We start from the raw sequence: 19,364 nt of genomic DNA, 5'->3' as shown, positions 1-19,364 counted from the left end.
CGGCCTATAATGCGCGCCGGTTTTTCCGCCGCATCAGAGGCAACGAGCATGAGCACAGCAGATCCCCGTTTCGCAGGCATCGCCCGTTTGTATGGTGACGAAGGGCTGGCTCGCCTGCGCGCCGCGCATGTAGCGGTAGTGGGTATCGGTGGCGTCGGGTCATGGGCGGCCGAGGCGATGGCGCGGTGCGGGGTTGGCGAAATTTCGCTGTTCGATATGGACGACGTCTGTGTCAGCAACAGCAACCGTCAGCTGCATGCGCTGGACAGCACCGTCGGGCGGCCGAAGGTCGAGGTCATGGCCGAGCGGATCCGCGCGATCAATCCTGATTGCATCGTGCATCCGGTAACCGATTTCGTGACCCGCGAAACCATGGCCGACTACATCACGCCCGAGCTGGACTTCGTGCTCGATTGCATCGACAGCGTCAACGCCAAGGCGGCGCTGATTTCCTGGTGCAAGCGGCGCAAGATCCAGATGGTGACCACCGGCGGCGCAGGCGGGCAGATCGACCCGACCCTGATTCAGATCGCCGACCTCAACCGTACTTTCAACGACCCGCTGGCGTCCAAGGTGCGCTCGACGCTGCGTCGCGAGTACGGATTTTCGCGCACGCCCAATCGGCATTACAGCGTGCCGTGCGTGTTTTCCAGCGAACAGTTGCGCTACCCCAAGCCGGATGGCGGGATCTGCCTGCAGAAGAGTTTTGTCGGCGAAGGTGTCAAGCTGGACTGCGCAGGCGGGTTCGGTGCGGTGATGATGGTAACCGCGACATTCGGCATGGTCGCGGCAACCCGGGCAATCGACAAGCTGGTGGCGGGTACCCGTCGCCCGTCCGAGCGTGTAAAACCGGTTACTGAGACTTCAACCTCGGCGGCTGGCGCTCAGGCCTGAGCCATTTCGCGCATGCGCTGCAGCACGGCATTCAGGCCGTTGCTGCGCGACGGCGATAACTGCCGGGCCAGGCCCAGTTGCTGGAACCAGTCAGGCAGGTCCACCTGATCAAGGTCAGCAGCCGACAGACCATTGACCCGCGCCAGCAGCAGCGCCACCAGCCCGCGAATCAGCCGCGCATCGCTGGCGGCGCGGAATTGCCAGTGCCCGTCAACGATATCGCCCACTAACCAGACTTTGCTCTCGCAACCGTGAACCAGATGTTCATCGGTCTTTTCACCGTCGCTCAACGGCGGCAGACGGTCGCCCCATTGCATCAGCAAACGTGCCCGCTGCTCCCAGCCCTGCGGCTGGGAGAAGGTGTCCAGCGCCGTTTGCGCATCGGTGGGCAAATTCATCGCAGCAACTCCAGGCCCTGATCCAGTGCGCTGAAGAAACGCTGCAGATCGTCCGCATCGTTGTAGAGCGCCAGCGAAACGCGCAGCGCACCCGTCAAACCGAGGCTCTTGAACAGCGGCATTGCACAGTGATGCCCGGCGCGCACAGCAATGCCCTGGTCAGTGAGCAGATGCGCGAGATCGGCGTTGTGCACGCCGTCCACCACAAAGCTGACCAGCGCCAGTTCGGGCGCGCCCAGAATCCTCACGCCCTCACGCTGTTGCAGGCCTTCAAGCAGATAGCGGTGCAGTCGCGACTCATGTTCGGCCACTGCCGGGGCGTCGAGGCTGTCGAGGTAATCGAGCGTCGCGCCCAGGCCGATGGCACCGGCAATCGGCGGCGTGCCAGCCTCGAAACCCAGCGGCGCCGGACGAAACTTTGCGTGGTGGAAGTCCGCCGTCAGCACCATTTCCCCGCCGTACTGCCAGTGGGCCAGGCTAGGCAGCGCTTCGTTGCGACCGTACAAAACGCCAAGGCCGTCGGGGCCGTACAGTTTGTGGCTGGAGAATACATAGAAGTCGCAGCCCAGTGCCTGCACGTCCTGCCGGCCATGAACCACGCCCTGGGCGCCATCCACCACGGTGAACGCGCCTTGGGCTTTAGCCAGTGTCAGCAGCGCGGTGAGCGGTTGCCAGGCGCCCAGCACGTTGGAAAACTGACTGACCGCCAGCAGTCGCGTGCGTGGGCCGATCAAAGTGGCGGCGGCATCCAGGTCCACCAGCCCGTCGATACCTACGGGCAGCACCACCAGCTTGAGGTCACGGCGTTGCGCCAGTTGTTGCCAGGGCAGCAGGTTGGCGTGATGTTCCAGCGCACTGACGACGATTTCGTCGCCGGCGACAAACTCATGTTCGAGCCCGTAGGCGAGCAGATTGAGCGCAGCGGTGGCGCCGTGGGTAAAGACGATCTGGCCAGAGTCATCGGCGTTGAGCCAGTGAGCGACCTTTCTGCGGCTGTCTTCGAACGCCTGAGTGGCGTGAGCACCCGGCAGGTGCTGCGCACGATGCACATTGGCGGCGCCGCTGGCGTAGTAATGAACCAGAGCATCGATCAATGCCTGGGGTTTTTGCGTGGTGGCGGCATTGTCCAGATAGGTCTGGCCTTGCCGTTGCAGGGCGTCGATGGCAGGAAAGTCAGCGCGCCATGGAGAGAAGAGGGGCATTGTTCATCCGGATCGTTGAAGCGGGTCCGAGGCTGGCAGCCGCGAACCCGCACACGGCATCAGTTATGAGCGTGCAGAGCTTCGTTCAGTTCGATGGCAGACTTGTGGGTCTTGCATTCCACGGCGCCAGTCTGCGAATTGCGACGGAACAGCAGGTCGGTCTGGCCAGCCAGTTCACGGGCCTTGACGACCTTGACCAGCGCATTGTTCTCGTCCAGCAGGGCCACCTTGGTGCCCGCGGTGATGTAGAGGCCCGCTTCGACGGTGTTGCGGTCGCCCAGCGGAATGCCGATGCCGGCGTTGGCGCCGATCAGGCAGCCTTCGCCAACCTTGATGACGATGTTGCCGCCGCCCGACAGGGTGCCCATAGTCGAGCAGCCGCCGCCCAGGTCCGAACCCTTGCCGACGAACACGCCTGCCGAAACGCGGCCTTCGATCATGCCTGGGCCTTCGGTTCCGCCGTTGAAGTTGACGAAGCCTTCGTGCATCACGGTGGTGCCTTCGCCAATGTAAGCGCCCAGGCGCACGCGCGCGCTGTCAGCGATGCGCACACCGCTTGGCACCACGTAGTCGGTCATTTTCGGGAATTTGTCCACCGAGAAGACTTCCAGCAATTCGCCCTTCAGGCGCGCTTCGAGCTGACGCTCATTCAGCTCGGCCAGATCGATGGCGCCCCGGCTGGTCCATGCGACGTTCGGCAGCAGCGGGAAGATGCCGGCCAGGTTCAGACCGTGCGGCTTGACCAGGCGGTGCGACAGCAGGTGCAGCTTGAGGTACGCCTCGGGTGTGGAGGTCAGCGGAGCGTCTTCGGCCAGCAGCGTGGCGACCAGCGGGTTGTGGCTCTCGGCCAGACGGGTCAGCAGCGCTGCTTGTGTGGAGTCAACCGACTTCAGGGCTTCGGCCAGCTTTGAAGCCTGATCACTGGTGAAGGCGATAGCCTGGTTGCCACCGGCGTAACCCAGTGCCGGAGCAATGGCGGCGACCAGTTCGGCTGACGGGTTGATCAGCGGTTGGGCGTAGAAGACTTCAAGCCAGGCGCCTTGACGATTTTGAGTGCCGACGCCGAACGCCAGGCTGAACAGGGAAGTGGACATGCATATACCTCTTGCGAATTTGGGGGCCTTCGATAGCGCGCGGGCTTATCGAATGGCCGCTGAATACAGGTCGGGTTTGAAACCAATCAGGGTACGGTCGCCAAGATCAAGCACCGGGCGCTTGATCATCGAAGGCTGCGCCAGCATCAGTTCTACTGCCTTGGCTTGGTCGAGATCGGCCTTTTGTCCGTCGTCGAGTTTGCGAAACGTAGTACCGGCGCGGTTCAGCACCACTTGCCAGCCGTGTTCATCGCACCAGCGATTCAGGTGCTCACGGTCGATGCCTTGGGTCTTGTAATCGTGAAAATCGTAGCTCACGGCGTTTTCATCGAGCCAGGTGCGAGCCTTTTTCATCGTGTCGCACGCTTTGATTCCGTAAAGGTGCAACGTGTTCATGTCGGTTGCCACTCGTCTGCTCCCTTTGAGGCGGTTGTGAAAACGGCCACGAATTATGCCACGGGTGAGCGGCTTAGGCTGCTGAATGGGCAGCATTGCATTTCATCAAGGGTTGGGGTCCGCTCTGCGGCCCATCGCCGGCAAGCTGGCTCCCACGCCCTTCGGGCAGAATCAAAAGCAGATTTCATACTAGACGCGAACAGCCTCTGCCCGGAGGGCGTAGGAGCGGGCTTGCCCGCGATCTGTCGGGAACCGGCAGCAGTTCCGCCCCGTCTCTTACCTGACAAAATCCCGAATCCGCTCAGCGGCTTCGATGCATTCGGCCAGCGGTGCGACCAATGCCAGGCGCACACGGCCGGCCCCCGGGTTCAGACCGTTGACTTCGCGGGACAGGTACGAGCCCGGCACCACCGTAACGTGCTGTTCGGCGAACAGGTCGCGGCAGAATACGGTGTCATCGGTACCGACGTCGGGCCACAGGTAAAAACCGCCATCGGGGCGCTGCACATCCATGACAGGTGAAAGGATATCGAGCACCGCATCGAATTTCTCGCGATACAAGGCGCGATTGGCGCGTACGTGTTCTTCATCGTTCCAGGCTGCAATGCTGGCGAGCTGGGTCTGAACCGGCATCGCGCAACCGTGGTAGGTGCGATACAGCAGAAATGCCTTGAGGATCTGGGCATCACCGGCGACAAAGCCCGAGCGCAGCCCCGGCAGGTTGGAACGCTTGGACAGGCTGTGGAACACCACGCAACGCCTGAAATCCTCGCGGCCCAGCTCGACGCAGGCGCTGAGCAGGCCCGGCGGCGGTGTTTCTTCGTCGAAGTACAGCTCGCTGTAGCACTCGTCGGCGGCGATCACGAAGTCGTGTTCGTCAGCCAGTGCGATCAGCTTTTTCAGGGTTTCCACAGGGATCAGCGCGCCGGTGGGGTTACCCGGCGAGCACAGGAACAGAATCTGGCAGCGTTTCCAGATATCCGGCGTGACCGCGTCGAAATCCGGGTTGAAGCCATTGTCCGCGAGGCACGGCAGATAATGCGGCTGTGCGCCGGCCAGAAACGCCGCACCTTCGTAGATCTGATAGAACGGGTTGGGGCTGACCACCAGGCCGTCATCGCTGCGGTTGACGACCGTCTGGGTGAAGGCGAACAGCGCTTCGCGCGTACCGTTGACCGGCAGCACGTTGCGCGCCGGGTCGATCCAGCCGTGCGGCACGCCGAAGCGGCGCTCGCACCAGCCGGCGATCGCTTCGCGCAGCGCCGGGATACCGAGCGTCGTCGGGTACACCGCCATCTGGTCCAGATTGTCGGCCAGCGCCTTTGCCACGAAGTCCGGGGAACGGTGCTTGGGCTCGCCAATCGACAATGCCACCGGCCGTTTATCGGGGTTGGGCGTCACGCTGCCGAGCAGAGCGCGCAGCTTCTCGAACGGGTAGGGCTGAAGCTGTTGCATGGCGTCATTCATGGTGCTGGATTCTCAATGAGCGGGGCGCCCGCTGGCGGACGCCATTGAATCGATATGTAGGTTCAGATGCTGATACGCAGTTCCAGGCCCGGTTCGGAGTCCACGCTCAGCTGCGTGACGATGGCTTCCTGCAGGCGGCTGCACAGCTGCGGATCGGACAGCGGGTGATTGTCGGCGTCGGTCAGGAAGAACACGTCCTCCACGCGCTCGCCCAGGGTGGCGATCTTGGCATTCTGCAACGACAGGTCGAACTCCAGGAAGATCTTGCCGACCCGCGCCAGCAGGCCGGGACGGTCCGGTGCCAGCAGTTCCAGCACGGTGACCGGACGTTGTGCATCGTTGTGAATGGTGACCTGGGGCGCGAAGGCGAAATGCTTGAGCTGACGTGGGACCCGGCGCTTGATGATCGTCGGATAGTCGTCCGGATTGCGCAGGGCTTCGGTCAGGCCATCGCGAATCTGCTGGGTCCGCTCCGGATTGTCACCGATCGAGCCGCCGTCGTTGTCGAGCACGATATAAGTGTCGAGGGTGAACTTGCTGCTGGAGGTAATGATGCGCGCGTCGTGAATGTTCAGGTTCAGCTGGTCCATCGCCGCTACGGTCACGGCGAAGAAGTCATGCTGGTCCGGCGCGTAGATGAAGATCTGCGTGCCGCCTTCGAACTCGCGCTGGGTGGTTTCCTTGATCAGCACCAGAGGACCGCCATCGGCAGGCTGCTGCAGGATGGCATCGGTGTGCCAGGCCACGTCGCCCGCGGTGTGACGCAGGAAGTAATCGTCGCCCAGCGCCGACCAGAGCTGTTCGACATCGTCCGGATCGGTGCCGTTGCGCACCAGGATATCGAGCGCCGCGCTCTGGGTGCGGCGAATCTGCTCTTCCCGGTCGACCGGATTTTCCAGCCCGCGACGCAGCGCGCGCTTGGTCTCGGTATACAGCTGGCGCAACAGACTGGCACGCCACGAATTCCAGAGCGTCGGGTTGGTGGCGTTGATGTCCGCCACGGTCAGCACGTACAGGTAATCGAGGTGGACTTCATCGCCGACGAACTGTGCGAAGTCGTGGATGACCTGCGGGTCGGACAAGTCCTTGCGCTGCGCGGTGGTCGACATGACCAGGTGATTGCTCACCAGCCAGACGATCAGGCGAGTATCCCACTCGGGCAGGTGGTGACGAATGCCGAAGGCTTCGGCGTCTACCGCGCCCAGCTCGGAATGGTCTCCGCCACGGCCCTTGCCGATGTCGTGATACAGGCCGGCGAGATAAATCAGCTCGGGCTTGGGCAGACGCGCCATGATCTTGCTGGCCAGCGGGAATTTCTCGGAGACCTCGGTGTACTGCAGTTTGCGCAGGTGCTTGATCAGGTTCAGCGTGTGCGCGTCGACGGTGTAGATATGGAACAGGTCATGCTGCATCTGCCCGACGATATGGCCGAACTCCGGCAGGTAAAGCCCGAGGATGCCGTACCGGTTCATGCGCCGCAGGTTGCGGTGTATGCCGATTTCGCACTTGAACAGCTCGATGAACAGGCTGGTGTTGCGAATATCGTTGCGGAAATCATCGTTGATCAGATGACGGTGTTCACGCAGCAGGCGGATCGTGTCGGCACGCACGCCCTTGATCTCCGGATGCTGGGCCATCAGCACGAAGATCTCGATCATGGCGAACGGCGTGCGCTTGAATACGTTCGTGTGAGTCGCTTCGATATAGCCGTCGTGCAGCTGGAAGCGGGAGTTGATCGGTTGCGTGGTGCCGCTGTCGTCTTCGGCGAGAATCACTTCTTCGAAGTGCTGGATGATCAGATCGCTCAGCTCGGCGATTCTCATCACTACGCGGTAGTACTTCTGCATGAAGCGTTCGATGGCCAGCTTGGCATCGTTGTCGCGATAGCCCAGCAGCTCGGCGATGCGGATCTGATAGTCGAACAGCAGGCGGTCTTCGGAACGACCGGCCAGCATGTGCAACGCGTAGCGCACCTTCCAGAGAAATTCCTGGGAGGAGGCCAGCAGATTGTTCTCGGTTTCCAGCAGGAAACCTTCCCCAGCCAAGGCGTGCAGATTCAGCGTGCCGTACTGCCGACGCGCGACCCACAGAATGGTCTGGATATCCCGCAGCCCGCCAGGCGAGCCCTTGACGTTCGGCTCCAGGTTGTACTCGGTGTCGTTGTACTTGTGATGTCGGGCTCGCTGTTCAGAGCGCTTGGCAAGAAAGAAGTCCTTGCTCGGCCACATATGGCGCGGGCTGGTGACTTCGAGCATGCGCTGGCGCAACCTTTCGGGGCCTGCAATAGTGCGGCTTTCCATCAGGTTGGTGATCACGGTCAGGTCGGCGCGGCCTTCCTGAGCACATTCATCCACCGAGCGCACGCTCTGGCCGACTTCCAGGCCGATGTCCCACAGCAGTGTGAGAAAACGCTCGATGGAGTCGCGGAAGATTTCGTGATCGGCATTATCCAGCAGGATCAGCAGGTCGATGTCCGAATACGGATGCAGTTCACCTCGCCCGTAGCCACCGACCGCCAGCAGAGCGATGTCCGCGTCGCGGCTCCATTGGAACTGGTCCCAGGCCTGTTGCAGGATGTTATCCACGAACCAGGCGCGATCCTCGATCAGGCGACGTATGTCGCGGCCCGATCTGAAGCGCTCGTCGAGGACTTCCCGCGCATTGCGGATGGCTTTCTTGAAGGCAGCGATAGGGCTTGCCTTCAATGCCAGTTCGGCTTGGAACTGGCCGCGATCGAACAAATCTGGATCCACCTGCGGCATGGAACAGCTTTCCTTATGTCGGGCGATGCGGGCTGAATGTCGAGCGGTACGCCAGCGTTACGAGGCCGACGTGCGAGCGATGGTGTCATCGCTGCGCAGTGTGAAGATCTCGCAACCGTCGGCCGTCACCAGCAGAGTGTGCTCCCACTGCGCCGAAAGCTTGCGGTCCTTGGTGATCGCGGTCCAGCCATCGCCCAGGATCTTGGTGTCGGCGCGGCCCTGGTTGATCATCGGCTCGATGGTGAAGGTCATGCCTTCCAGTAGCTCGATGCCAGTACCGGCTTCGCCATAATGCAATACCTGAGGTTCTTCGTGAAAGACCTTGCCGATGCCGTGGCCGCAGAACTCGCGTACCACCGAGAAGCCGTTCTTTTCGGCGTGCTTCTGGATCACCGCGCCGATATCCCCCAGACGCGCGCCGGGGCGGACCACTTCGATGCCTTTATAGAGGCATTCCTGGGTGACGCGCGACAGGCGTTCGGCCCATTCCGGCACCTTGCCGACGTGGAACATCCGGCTGGTGTCGCCGTGGTAACCGTCCTTGATGACAGTGATGTCGATGTTAAGGGTGTCGCCTTCCTTGAGTTTCTTTTCACCAGGAATGCCGTGGCACACCACATGATTGATCGAGGTGCAGATCGACTTGGGGAAACCCTTGTAGTTGAGCGGCGCGGGAATCGCCTTCTGCTCGTTGACGATGTAGTCGTGGCAAAGGCGATCGAGCTCTTCGGTGGTCACGCCCGGCTTGACGTAGGGCGCGATCATTTCCAGAACTTCTGCGGCCAGGCGACCGGCGATGCGCATCTTTTCGATGTCTTCGGGTGTTTTCAGGGTAATCGTCATTCGAAATCTCTCGGCGTGCAGGCACGCGTCTATGCGTAAAGGCGCGATTCTACCAGACCGTCGCTACGCGGGTGACCATCGCTTCCTTTATATGGATAGTGCGCGCAGGCAAAAGCATGACGAAACAAGCACTTGATTCAGGTTTCGTTCTCTTTCCGTTTGTGGTATAAAATGCGCCGCTTTCCAAGGTCCGTCCTGGAAGCCTGAACCCACACACGTGTCGACACGATGACCTGGGTGCCTTTGGCGGCTCGCCACTGGTTGGTCATTGGGATACGTGGAGGCCTAACCCGACTTATCAAGGAACTATCATGTCCCAAGTCAACATGCGCGATATGCTGAAGGCCGGTGTGCACTTCGGTCACCAAACCCGTTACTGGAACCCGAAAATGGGTAAGTACATTTTCGGCGCGCGCAACAAGATTCACATCATCAACCTTGAAAAAACCCTGCCGATGTTCAACGAAGCACTGACTTTTGTTGAGCGCCTGGCTTCGGGCAAAAACAAGATTCTGTTCGTCGGCACCAAGCGTTCCGCTGGCAAGATCGTTGCTGAAGAAGCAGCACGTTGCGGTTCGCCGTACGTCGATCACCGCTGGTTGGGCGGCATGCTCACCAACTTCAAGACCATCCGTCAGTCGATCAAGCGTCTGCGCGAGCTGGAAGTACAGTCCGAAGACGGTACTTTCGCCAAGCTGACCAAGAAAGAAGCACTGATGCGCACCCGTGATCTGGAAAAACTGGATCGCAGCCTGGGCGGTATCAAGGACATGGGCGGTCTGCCGGACGCACTGTTCGTTATCGACGTTGATCACGAGCGCATCGCGATCACCGAAGCCAACAAGCTGGGCATCCCGGTCATCGGCGTTGTCGATACCAACAGCAGCCCGGAAGGCGTTGACTACATCATCCCAGGCAACGATGACGCCATCCGCGCCATCCAGCTGTACATGGGTTCGATGGCTGACGCTGTCATCCGCGGTCGCAACAATGTTGCCGGCGGCACCGACGTTTACGTCGAAGAAGCTCCAGCTGCAGCAGAAGCTGAGTAACTAACGCCTGGCGTTTACTCAGTACGCGAAAAGGGGGCTTTGCCCCCTTTTTGCCACCTCGAAAATGAATTGTCTGGCGTTGGCGTGACCTGGTTGTCATGTCTGGCTGCCACCCTGATTTTTCAAGAATTTGTACGCCCGTTCACCCGGGTGGAATGGTTGAAGACCTATCCAAGAGGATTTTGAAATGGCAGAGATTACTGCAGCGTTGGTCAAAGAACTTCGCGAGCGTACCGGCGAAGGCATGATGGATTGCAAAAAGGCCTTGACCAAGGCCGGCGGCGACATCGAAAAAGCGATCGACGACATGCGTGCTTCCGGCGCGATCAAAGCCGCCAAGAAAGCAGGCAACGTTGCTGCTGAAGGCGCTATCGCCATCAAGGACGACGGCAAAGCCGCGGTCCTGATCGAAGTCAACTCCCAGACCGACTTCCTGGCTCTGCAGGACGATTTCAAGGCGTTCGTCGCTGCGACCGTCGAGCAGGCTTTCGCTGACAAGCTGACCACCGTCGAGCCGCTGATCGAAGCGCGTGAAGCTGACCGTCTGGTTCTGGTCGGCAAGACCGGCGAGAACGTCAACATCCGTCGTCTGGCCCGCGTTGAAGGCGACGTGCTGGGTTCGTACCTGCACGGCAACAAGATCGGTGTGGTTGTGGTCCTCAAGGGCGGCGACTCCGAGCTGGCCAAGGACATCGCGATGCACGTCGCGGCGACCAACCCTGAGTTCCTGCTGCCATCGGACGTTTCTCCTGAAGCGATCGAGCGCGAGAAGAATGTCTTCCTGCAGCTGAACGAAGAGAAGCTCAAAGGCAAGCCTGCTGAAATCGCCGAGAAGATGGTAAGCGGCCGTATCACCAAGTTCCTGGCCGAAGCGAGCCTGGTCGAGCAGGCGTTCGTCAAGAACCCTGAGCTGACCGTTGGCGCACTGGCCAAGAAAGCCGGCGCCGAGATCGTTTCCTTCACCTACTTCAAGGTAGGCGAGGGCATCGAGAAGCCAGTCGACAACTTCGCAGAAGAAGTCGCTGCTCAAGTAGCTGCAAGCAAGAAGTAAGACGGTTTAATACTGTCGCCCCAAAGAGGCTGCCCGCTCACGCGAGCGGCCTCTTTGTCGAAAGGGGGAAGTAATTTCCCTTGGAGAAGTGGCCCACGAGGCTGCATTCTTCTGACGCTCCAGGAGCGTCAAGCTAGAGTAAGCGCAGGCTGGCGACAGCCCGCACAGATTTTTTTCAGAATACGCCGCAGGAGAGATTCGCAATGGCTCAGCAGGGCAGTGGTTATCAGGCTCGCTATAAACGCATTCTACTCAAGCTTAGCGGCGAGGCCCTGATGGGCTCGGAAGAGTTCGGCATCGATCCCAAGGTGCTGGATCGCATGGCGCTCGAAGTAGGTCAGCTGGTCGGCATCGGCGTACAGGTCGGGCTGGTGATCGGCGGCGGCAACCTGTTCCGTGGCGCGGCGCTGAGCGCCGCCGGCATGGATCGGGTCACGGGCGATCACATGGGCATGCTGGCCACTGTGATGAACGCTCTGGCAATGCGTGACGCTCTGGAACGCGCTAATATTTCGGCCATCGTGATGTCCGCCATCTCCATGATGGGCGTGACCGATCACTATGATCGTCGCAAGGCCATGCGTCACCTCAGCTCCAAGGAAGTCGTGATTTTCGCGGCGGGGACCGGCAATCCGTTCTTTACCACCGATTCGGCAGCCTGCCTGCGCGCGATTGAAATCGACGCTGACGTTGTGCTCAAGGCCACCAAGGTCGATGGCGTTTACACCGCAGACCCGTTCAAAGACCCGAATGCCGAGAAGTTCGATCATCTGACTTACGATGAAGTGCTGGATCGCAAGCTGGGTGTGATGGATCTGACGGCCATTTGCCTGTGCCGCGACCACAAGATGCCGCTGCGCGTCTTCAACATGAACAAACCCGGCGCCCTGTTGAATATCGTGCATGGCGGCGCTGAAGGAACCCTGATCGAGGAAGTTCAACAATGATCAACGACATCAAGAAAGACGCTCAAGAGCGCATGCAGAAGTCCCTCGAATCCCTGAGCCACGCATTTGGCCAGATTCGCACCGGCAAGGCTCACCCGAGCATCCTGGGCAGCGTGATGGTGCCTTACTACGGTGCCGACACGCCTTTGGCGAGCGTCGCCAACGTGACTGTAAAAGACTCGCGCACCCTGCAGGTCGTTGCCTTCGAGCGCAACATGCTGGCTGCTGTCGACAAGGCTATCCAGAGCGCTGGTCTGAACCTCAACCCGACCAACCTGGGCGAGTTGCTGCTGATCTCCATGCCGGCCCTGACCGAAGAAACCCGCAAGGGCTTCACCAAGCAGGCGCGCAGCGCTGCCGAAGATGCCCGTGTCGCGGTGCGTAACATTCGCCGTGACGCCCTGAGCGAGCTGAAGAAGCTGGTCAAGGACAAGGAAATCAGCGAAGACGAAGAGCGTCGTGCTGCTGCGGATATCCAGAAGCTGACCGACAAGGCAGAGGCAGATATCGACTCGGCCACCAAGGCGAAAGAAGCAGACCTGATGGCCGTATAAGGTCGGGACGCTTTCATGGAAAAGACAAAACTGGCCGCGCCGTCCTCGGTGCCGCGTCATGTCGCGATCATCATGGACGGTAACAACCGCTGGGCCAAGAAGCGTCTGTTGCCCGGCGTTGCCGGGCATAAAGCGGGCGTGGACGCGGTCCGTGCCGTGATCGAGGTGTGCGCCGAAGCCAAGGTCGAAGTGCTGACGCTCTTTGCGTTCTCCAGTGAGAACTGGCAGCGCCCGGCCGATGAGGTCGGGGCCCTGATGGAGCTGTTTTTCACGGCGTTGCGTCGTGAAACGCGGCGCCTGAACGAAAACGGGATCAGCCTGCGCATCATTGGTGATCGCACACGCTTCCATCCCGAGCTTCAGGCGGCAATGCGCGAGGCCGAGCTGAGCACGGCCGGCAACGACCGCTTCGTTCTGCAGATCGCTGCCAATTACGGCGGCCAGTGGGATATCGCGCAAGCCGCCCAGCGGCTGGCGCGTGAAGTCCAGGCCGGCCATCTGCAACCGGAAGACATCACGCCGCACCTGTTGCAGGCCTGTCTCGCCACCGGCGAGTTGCCGTTGCCGGACTTGTGCATTCGTACCGGCGGTGAACACCGCGTCAGCAATTTTCTGCTCTGGCAGCTGGCTTATGCCGAGCTGTACTTCTCCGACCTGTTCTGGCCGGACTTCAAACACGATGCCATGCGCGCTGCGCTGGCCGATTTCGCTTCTCGCCAACGTCGCTTCGGTAGAACCAGCGAACAGGTGGAAGCTGGAGCCCGCGCTTAATGCTCAAACAACGGATTATCACCGCACTCATTCTGCTGCCAGTCGCCCTCTGTGGTTTCTTCCTGCTCACCGGAGCGTACTTTGCCCTGTTCATCGGGGTGGTCGTGGTGCTCGGTGCGTGGGAGTGGGCGCGTCTGGCGGGGCTTGCCGCTCAGTCGATGCGCATCGCCTATGCGGCAGCGGTCGCTCTGCTGCTGTTCCTGATGTACCTGACGCCTGGCATGGGGCCGTGGATTCTCGGGGCGGCGGTGATCTGGTGGGCGCTGGCGACTTATCTTGTGCTGACTTATCCGACGTCAAGCGAGCACTGGGCCAGTGGCATCTGCAAGCTGGTAATCGGCTTGCTGATTCTGCTGCCCGCATGGCAAGGGCTGGTGCTGCTCAAGCAGTGGCCGATGGGCAACTGGCTGATCCTTGCGGTGATGGTTCTGGTCTGGGCCGCTGACATCGGTGCCTATTTTTCCGGCAAAGCGTTCGGCAAGCGCAAGCTTGCGCCTAAAGTCAGCCCTGGCAAGAGCTGGGAAGGCGTTTACGGCGGGCTGCTGGTGGCACTGGTAATCACAGTGGCCGTCGGTATTTCCCGCGACTGGTCGGCGTCGCAGTTCATTGCCGGTTTGCTGGGCGCCGCTGTGATCGTGCTGATCTCCATCGTCGGCGACCTGACTGAAAGCATGTTCAAGCGCCAGTCCGGTATCAAGGACAGCAGTAACCTGCTGCCAGGTCACGGCGGGGTGCTGGACCGGATCGACAGCCTGACAGCCGCCATTCCCGTGTTTGCCGTGCTGCTCTGGGCCGCCAACTGGGGTGTCATGTGAGCGCGCCTCAGCAGATCACCGTTCTCGGTGCGACAGGTTCGATCGGGCTTAGCACGCTAGATGTCATCGCCCGTCACCCGGCTCTCTATCAGGTTTTCGCTCTGACCGGTTTCAGCCGGCTGACCGAATTGCTCGCCCTGTGCGTCAGGCACACGCCACATTACGCCGTCGTCCCGACTCAAGAAGTTGCGCGCAAGCTGCAGGACGATCTGGCTGCCGCCGGTCTCGATACTCGAGTACTGGTGGGCGAGGCCGGTCTGTGTGAAGTGGCCGCGCATCCGCAGGTCGACGCGGTCATGGCCGCCATCGTTGGCGCGGCAGGCCTGCGCCCGACACTGGCGGCGGTTGAAGCAGGCAAGAAAGTCCTGCTCGCCAACAAGGAGGCGCTGGTCATGTCCGGCGCCCTGTTCATGCAGGCCGTGCGCCGCAGTGGCGCGGTCCTGCTGCCGATCGACAGCGAGCACAATGCGATCTTCCAGTGCCTGCCTAGCGATTTTGCTCGCGGCCTCGGAGCCGTGGGGGTCAGGCGCATCCTGCTCACCGCGTCCGGCGGCCCGTTTCGGCAGACGCCGATCGAGCAGCTGCAGGACGTTTCCCCTGAGCAGGCCTGTGCCCATCCGGTCTGGTCGATGGGGCGTAAGATTTCGGTCGATTCGGCATCCATGATGAACAAGGGGCTGGAGCTGATCGAGGCTTGCTGGCTGTTCGATGCCCGACCGGCTCAGGTCGAGGTGGTCATTCATCCGCAAAGTGTGATTCATTCGCTGGTCGATTACGTCGATGGTTCAGTGCTTGCGCAGTTGGGCAACCCGGACATGCGCACGCCTATCGCCAACGCGCTGGCCTGGCCGGCGCGCATCGATTCGGGCGTTTCGCCGCTGGACCTGTTCCGCATCGGCCAGTTGAATTTCGAGAAGCCGGACGAGCAGCGTTTTCCTTGCCTGCGTCTGGCCCGACAGGCGGCGGAAGCCGGAGGCAGCGCGCCTGCGATGCTCAATGCCGCCAATGAAGTAGCGGTTGCAGCCTTTCTTGATCGGCGCATCCGTTACCCGGAGATCGCGAGTATGATTCAGGAGGTTCTGGATCAGGAGCCGGTAGTTGCGGTCGAAGGGCTCGACGCCGTCTTCGAGATGGACTCGAAGGCACGCTTCCAGGCGCAACGCTGGCTTGAGCGAAACGGGCGATAACGAAGCATGCAGCAAGGTATGGACCAAAGGGACGCTGTGACGGGTCAGGAGCATGGGCTTCAGGCTGCAATGATGAACACACGTGCCGATGAGTCGGTATCCGGAGAAGGTTGATGAGCGCGCTATATATGATCGTCGGCACCCTGGTCGCACTGGGTGTTCTGGTTACCTTTCATGAATTCGGTCACTTTTGGGTCGCGCGCCGTTGTGGCGTGAAGGTCCTGCGCTTTTCGGTGGGCTTTGGTACGGCGCTGGTGCGCTGGCATGACCGCCAGGGTACCGAATACGTGATTGCCGCCATTCCATTGGGCGGCTACGTGAAGATGCTCGACGAGCGCGAAGGGGATGTGCCGCCGGAACTGGCCGACCAGTCCTTCAATCGCAAGTCGGTCTATCAGCGTATCGCCATTGTCATCGCCGGTCCCGCTGCGAATTTTCTGCTGGCACTGGTGTTCTTCTGGGCGCTCGCGATGCTGGGCAGCCAGCAGGTACGGCCGGTGATCGGCGCGGTAGAGGCGGGCAGCATTGCCGAGAGGGCGGGGCTTGCCGCCGGGCAAGAGATTGTTTCGGTCGACGGCGAGCCTACTTCGGGCTGGTCGGCGGTCAATCTCCAGCTTGTGCGTCGTCTGGGTGAGAGCGGCAGTATTGCCCTTAAAGTCCGTGATGAAGGTTCAAGCGTCGACAAGCCGCGCGAGCTTGCTCTGGATAACTGGCTCAAGGGCGCGGCCGAGCCTGACCCGATCAAGTCGCTTGGCATTCGCCCATGGCGTCCGGCCTTGCCGCCGGTGCTTGCCGAGCTGGATCCGAAAGGCCCCGCGCAGGCTGCGGGCTTGCGTACCGGCGACCGTTTGCTGGCGCTTAACGGCCAGGCGGTCAGCGAATGGCAGCAGGTGGTCGACTGGGTTCGTGAACGACCTGATGCCAAGGTCACCGTAGGTATAGAGCGCGATGGCGCGCAGCTCGAAGTTCCTCTGACTCTGACTACCCGGGGTGACGGCGAGGCGGCGGCGGGCTATCTGGGTGCCGGTGTTACCGGAATTGACTGGCCGCCCGAAATGCTCCGCGAAGTCAGTTACGGTCCGCTTGCGGCAGTGGCCGAAGGCGCGAGTCGCACCTGGACCATGAGCGTTCTGACCCTCGAATCGCTGAAGAAAATGTTGTTCGGCGAGCTGTCGGTAAAAAACTTGAGCGGACCGATAACCATTGCTAAAGTGGCGGGCGCTTCGGCCCAGTCGGGCATGGGAGATTTTCTAAACTTCCTGGCCTACCTGAGCATTAGCCTGGGTGTTCTGAATTTGCTGCCCATTCCGGTACTGGATGGGGGGCATCTGCTGTTTTATCTGATTGAGTGGGCACGTGGTCGCCCCCTTTCGGAAAAGGTACAAGGTTGGGGGGTTCAGATCGGTATCAGTCTGGTGGTGGGCGTCATGTTGCTCGCGCTGGTGAACGATCTGGGTCGACTGTAAGCGTTGCTGTGTTGCGAATCTGCCGCATTTTGCGGCAGTTTGTTTATTGCCAGTTGGAATAAGAAAGGACTTCATGAAACGTCTGCTGCTAACTGCGGTTCTTGCCGTACTGATGATCGCTGAAGTTCACGCCGAGTCCTTCACCATCTCCGATATCCGTGTCAACGGGCTCCAGCGGGTGTCCGCCGGCAGCGTGTTCGGCGCGTTGCCGCTGAACGTCGGTGAAGAGGCGGATGACAGTCGTCTGGTTGAAGCGACCCGTGCGCTGTTCAAAACCGGTTTCTTCCAGGATATCCAGCTGGGTCGCGATGGCAACGTGCTGGTCATCAGCGTCGTCGAGCGTCCTTCCGTGGCCAGTATCGAAATCACCGGTAACAAGGCGATTTCCACCGAAGACCTGATGAAAGGGCTCAAGCAGTCCGGTCTGGCCGAAGGCGAGATCTTCCAGCGCGCGACGCTCGAAGGCGTGCGTAACGAACTGCAGCGTCAATATGTAGCACAGGGTCGCTACTCCGCCGAGGTCAACGCCGAGGTTGTTCCTCAGCCGCGCAACCGCGTCGGTCTGAAGATCGACATCAACGAAGGCACCGTCGCTGCCATCCAGCACATCAACGTCGTGGGCAACACTGTATTCCCGGACGAAGACCTGATCGGCCTGTTCGAACTCAAGACCACCAACTGGCTGTCGTTCTTCAAGAACGACGACAAGTACGCGCGTGAAAAGCTGTCCGGTGACCTGGAACGTCTGCGTTCCTACTATCTGGATCGCGGCTATATCAACATGGATATCGCCTCGACCCAGGTATCGATCACCCCGAACAAGAAAAACGTCTACATCACTGTCAACGTCAACGAAGGCGAGAAGTACAGCGTCAAGTCGGTCAAGCTCAGCGGCGACCTCAAAGTGCCTGAAGATCAGGTCAAATCCCTGCTGCTGGTGCAGCCGGGTCAGGTTTTCTCGCGCAAGGTCATGACCACGACGTCTGAACTGATCACTCGTCGCCTGGGCAACGAAGGCTATACCTTCGCCAACGTGAACGGCGTTCCGACGCCAAACGCCGAAGACCATACCGTCGACATCACCTTTGTCGTCGATCCGGGCAAGCGTGCCTACGTCAACCGCATCAACTTCCGCGGCAACACCAAGTCGGCGGACGAAGTGCTGCGTCGCGAAATGCGCCAGATGGAAGGTGGCTGGGCATCGACCTACCTGATCGACCAGTCCAAGACCCGTCTGGATCGTCTGGGCTTCTTCAAGGAAGTCAACGTCGAGACGCCAGCCGTGCCGGGCACCGACGATCAGGTGGACGTGAACTACGCAGTAGAAGAGCAGGCTTCCGGTTCGATCACTGCGAGCGTCGGCTTCGCGCAGAGCGCGGGTCTGATCCTGGGCGGTTCGATCAGCCAGAACAACTTCCTCGGTACAGGCAACAAGGTCAGCATCGGTCTGACCCGCAGCGAATACCAGAGCCGTTACAACTTCAGCTACGTCGATCCATACTACACCGCCGACGGCGTGAGCCTGGGTTACAACGCCTTCTACCGCACCACCGACTACGATGATCTCGATGTCGACGTGGCAAGCTATGCGGTCGACAGCCTTGGCGCCGGTATCAGCCTTGGCTACCCGATCAGCGAGACGTCGCGCCTGACTTATGGCCTGAACGTCCAGCAGGACAAGATCAAGACCGGTACCTACACCGTTGAAGAGATCTTCGATTTCATCGACAGGGAAGGCGAAAGCTTCCTGAACTTCAAGGCTTCCGTAGGCTGGTCCGAGTCGACCCTGAACAAGGGCGTACTGGCGACTCGTGGTCACTCGCAGAGTCTGGTCCTGGAAAGCACCTTGCCAGGTAGCGATCTGTCGTTCTTCAAGCTCGACTACCGCGCCCAGTATTTCCACCCGATCTCCGACAGCTACACCCTCCGCCTGCACACCGAGCTGGGTTATGGCGACGGCTACGGTTCGACCTCGGGTCTGCCGTTCTATGAAAACTACTATGCCGGTGGCTTCAATTCGGTTCGCGGTTTCAAGGACAGCACGCTGGGCCCGCGCAGCACGCCGAGTATCGGTGCGGCCAATGGCGGTCGCCCTGGCACTGTGGCTGACCCGGATCAGGATCCGCTTCCATTCGGTGGTAACGCATTGGTTCAGGGCGGCGTGGAAATAATGTTCCCGCTGCCGTTCATCAAGGACCAGCGCTCGCTGCGTACCTCGCTGTTCTGGGACGTGGGTAACGTATTCGACACCAACTGCGATTCCAGTCGCACGACAAACACCGGTGAAAAGGTCGAGTGTAACGACATCGACTTCTCTGGCATGGCGAGCTCCGTCGGTGTCGGCGTCACCTGGATCACCGCGCTGGGTCCTCTGAGCTTCGCGCTGGCGATGCCGGTCAAGAAACCGGACGACGACTCCGAAACCCAAGTGTTCCAATTCTCCCTGGGTCAGACGTTCTAATCGG

Annotated in this window: 17 protein-coding genes; 10 read left to right on the top strand and 7 right to left on the bottom strand. The window is 60.6% G+C overall.

What is annotated here, in order from left to right; genetic code table 11:
* Positions 1-48 precede the first annotated feature (48 nt).
* The gene (gene tcdA / locus J3P77_RS16835; protein WP_434677722.1) at positions 49-894 is read left to right on the top strand and encodes a tRNA cyclic N6-threonylcarbamoyladenosine(37) synthase TcdA; all 846 of its coding nucleotides are present in this window, start codon (positions 49-51) and stop codon (positions 892-894) included.
* On the opposite strand, the gene J3P77_RS16830 is transcribed toward tcdA, so the two are convergent.
* The 7 genes from J3P77_RS16830 to map all read right to left on the bottom strand — a co-directional run bounded on the left by J3P77_RS16830 (position 885) and on the right by map (position 9,056).
* Positions 885-1,292: a SufE family protein gene (locus tag J3P77_RS16830; protein WP_434677721.1), complete on the bottom strand. Its 408-nt coding sequence runs from the start codon at positions 1,290-1,292 to the stop codon at positions 885-887. The genes tcdA and J3P77_RS16830 overlap by 10 nt on opposite strands.
* On the bottom strand, positions 1,289-2,494 hold the full coding sequence (locus J3P77_RS16825; RefSeq protein WP_434677720.1) for an aminotransferase class V-fold PLP-dependent enzyme: 1,206 nt from the start codon (positions 2,492-2,494) through the stop codon (positions 1,289-1,291). The genes J3P77_RS16830 and J3P77_RS16825 overlap by 4 nt, the downstream gene beginning before the upstream one ends.
* 59 nt (positions 2,495-2,553) lie before the next feature.
* Positions 2,554-3,588 carry a 2,3,4,5-tetrahydropyridine-2,6-dicarboxylate N-succinyltransferase gene (gene dapD, locus J3P77_RS16820; RefSeq protein ID WP_434677719.1) on the bottom strand — a complete coding sequence of 345 codons (1,035 nt, stop codon included), beginning with the start codon at positions 3,586-3,588 and terminating at the stop codon, positions 2,554-2,556.
* Between the two features lie 45 nt (positions 3,589-3,633).
* Entirely contained in the window at positions 3,634-3,984 is a 351-nt protein-coding gene (locus tag J3P77_RS16815; protein ID WP_434677718.1) for an ArsC family reductase, read from the bottom strand.
* A 276-nt stretch (positions 3,985-4,260) separates the two neighbouring features.
* Positions 4,261-5,451 carry a succinyldiaminopimelate transaminase gene (gene dapC, locus J3P77_RS16810; RefSeq protein WP_434677717.1) on the bottom strand — a complete coding sequence of 397 codons (1,191 nt, stop codon included), beginning with the start codon at positions 5,449-5,451 and terminating at the stop codon, positions 4,261-4,263.
* Between the two features lie 62 nt (positions 5,452-5,513).
* Positions 5,514-8,213, bottom strand: a complete 2,700-nt coding sequence (locus tag J3P77_RS16805) for a [protein-PII] uridylyltransferase (RefSeq protein WP_434677716.1) — start codon at positions 8,211-8,213, stop codon at positions 5,514-5,516.
* 57 nt (positions 8,214-8,270) lie between these two features.
* Positions 8,271-9,056 carry a type I methionyl aminopeptidase gene (gene map, locus J3P77_RS16800; RefSeq protein ID WP_434677715.1) on the bottom strand — a complete coding sequence of 262 codons (786 nt, stop codon included), beginning with the start codon at positions 9,054-9,056 and terminating at the stop codon, positions 8,271-8,273.
* Between the two features lie 311 nt (positions 9,057-9,367).
* Here map and rpsB point away from each other — a divergent pair, with 311 nt between their 5' ends.
* The 9 genes from rpsB to bamA all read left to right on the top strand — a co-directional run bounded on the left by rpsB (position 9,368) and on the right by bamA (position 19,360).
* Positions 9,368-10,108: a 30S ribosomal protein S2 gene (gene rpsB / locus J3P77_RS16795; protein ID WP_434677714.1), complete on the top strand. Its 741-nt coding sequence runs from the start codon at positions 9,368-9,370 to the stop codon at positions 10,106-10,108.
* A 187-nt stretch (positions 10,109-10,295) separates the two neighbouring features.
* Positions 10,296-11,159 carry a translation elongation factor Ts gene (gene tsf / locus J3P77_RS16790; RefSeq protein ID WP_434677713.1) on the top strand — a complete coding sequence of 288 codons (864 nt, stop codon included), beginning with the start codon at positions 10,296-10,298 and terminating at the stop codon, positions 11,157-11,159.
* A 203-nt stretch (positions 11,160-11,362) separates the two neighbouring features.
* Positions 11,363-12,106, top strand: coding sequence for a UMP kinase (gene pyrH, locus J3P77_RS16785; protein ID WP_434677712.1), 744 nt, complete (start codon positions 11,363-11,365; stop codon positions 12,104-12,106).
* Entirely contained in the window at positions 12,103-12,660 is a 558-nt protein-coding gene (gene frr, locus J3P77_RS16780; protein ID WP_434677711.1) for a ribosome recycling factor, read from the top strand. Before pyrH ends, frr begins: the two co-directional genes overlap by 4 nt.
* A 15-nt stretch (positions 12,661-12,675) precedes the next feature.
* The gene (gene uppS / locus J3P77_RS16775) at positions 12,676-13,431 is read left to right on the top strand and encodes a polyprenyl diphosphate synthase (RefSeq protein WP_434677710.1); all 756 of its coding nucleotides are present in this window, start codon (positions 12,676-12,678) and stop codon (positions 13,429-13,431) included.
* Positions 13,431-14,246 carry a phosphatidate cytidylyltransferase gene (locus tag J3P77_RS16770; RefSeq protein WP_434677709.1) on the top strand — a complete coding sequence of 272 codons (816 nt, stop codon included), beginning with the start codon at positions 13,431-13,433 and terminating at the stop codon, positions 14,244-14,246. The genes uppS and J3P77_RS16770 overlap by 1 nt, the downstream gene beginning before the upstream one ends.
* A complete protein-coding gene (ispC, locus tag J3P77_RS16765) occupies positions 14,243-15,433 on the top strand; it encodes a 1-deoxy-D-xylulose-5-phosphate reductoisomerase (protein WP_434677708.1) in 1,191 nt (396 codons plus the stop codon). The genes J3P77_RS16770 and ispC overlap by 4 nt, the downstream gene beginning before the upstream one ends.
* 113 nt (positions 15,434-15,546) lie before the next feature.
* Positions 15,547-16,899: a sigma E protease regulator RseP gene (gene rseP, locus J3P77_RS16760; RefSeq protein WP_434677707.1), complete on the top strand. Its 1,353-nt coding sequence runs from the start codon at positions 15,547-15,549 to the stop codon at positions 16,897-16,899.
* 73 nt (positions 16,900-16,972) lie between these two features.
* Entirely contained in the window at positions 16,973-19,360 is a 2,388-nt protein-coding gene (gene bamA / locus J3P77_RS16755) for an outer membrane protein assembly factor BamA (protein ID WP_434677706.1), read from the top strand.
* Positions 19,361-19,364 lie beyond the last annotated feature (4 nt).

This window comes from Pseudomonas sp. R1-18 (assembly GCF_051132095.1).
In the GTDB taxonomy this organism is placed as follows: Bacteria; Pseudomonadota; Gammaproteobacteria; order Pseudomonadales; family Pseudomonadaceae; genus Aquipseudomonas.
The sequence above is the reverse complement of the archived record's forward strand: the minus strand, read 5'-3'. Positions and strand labels throughout refer to the sequence as shown.

What these genes read in the sequence shown, in the direction of transcription:
- tcdA (WP_434677722.1), top strand. Translation starts at nt 49, where the DNA reads ATGAGCACAGCAGATCCCCGTTTCGCAGGCATCGCCCGTTTGTATGGT.
- frr (WP_434677711.1), top strand. Translation starts at nt 12,103, where the DNA reads ATGATCAACGACATCAAGAAAGACGCTCAAGAGCGCATGCAGAAGTCC.
- pyrH (WP_434677712.1), top strand. Translation starts at nt 11,363, where the DNA reads ATGGCTCAGCAGGGCAGTGGTTATCAGGCTCGCTATAAACGCATTCTA.
- map (WP_434677715.1), bottom strand. Translation starts at nt 9,056, where the DNA reads ATGACGATTACCCTGAAAACACCCGAAGACATCGAAAAGATGCGCATC.
- uppS (WP_434677710.1), top strand. Translation starts at nt 12,676, where the DNA reads ATGGAAAAGACAAAACTGGCCGCGCCGTCCTCGGTGCCGCGTCATGTC.
- J3P77_RS16825 (WP_434677720.1), bottom strand. Translation starts at nt 2,494, where the DNA reads ATGCCCCTCTTCTCTCCATGGCGCGCTGACTTTCCTGCCATCGACGCC.
- dapC (WP_434677717.1), bottom strand. Translation starts at nt 5,451, where the DNA reads ATGAATGACGCCATGCAACAGCTTCAGCCCTACCCGTTCGAGAAGCTG.
- rseP (WP_434677707.1), top strand. Translation starts at nt 15,547, where the DNA reads ATGAGCGCGCTATATATGATCGTCGGCACCCTGGTCGCACTGGGTGTT.
- J3P77_RS16805 (WP_434677716.1), bottom strand. Translation starts at nt 8,213, where the DNA reads ATGCCGCAGGTGGATCCAGATTTGTTCGATCGCGGCCAGTTCCAAGCC.
- J3P77_RS16830 (WP_434677721.1), bottom strand. Translation starts at nt 1,292, where the DNA reads ATGAATTTGCCCACCGATGCGCAAACGGCGCTGGACACCTTCTCCCAG.
- tsf (WP_434677713.1), top strand. Translation starts at nt 10,296, where the DNA reads ATGGCAGAGATTACTGCAGCGTTGGTCAAAGAACTTCGCGAGCGTACC.
- J3P77_RS16815 (WP_434677718.1), bottom strand. Translation starts at nt 3,984, where the DNA reads ATGAACACGTTGCACCTTTACGGAATCAAAGCGTGCGACACGATGAAA.
- bamA (WP_434677706.1), top strand. Translation starts at nt 16,973, where the DNA reads ATGAAACGTCTGCTGCTAACTGCGGTTCTTGCCGTACTGATGATCGCT.
- J3P77_RS16770 (WP_434677709.1), top strand. Translation starts at nt 13,431, where the DNA reads ATGCTCAAACAACGGATTATCACCGCACTCATTCTGCTGCCAGTCGCC.
- rpsB (WP_434677714.1), top strand. Translation starts at nt 9,368, where the DNA reads ATGTCCCAAGTCAACATGCGCGATATGCTGAAGGCCGGTGTGCACTTC.
- dapD (WP_434677719.1), bottom strand. Translation starts at nt 3,588, where the DNA reads ATGTCCACTTCCCTGTTCAGCCTGGCGTTCGGCGTCGGCACTCAAAAT.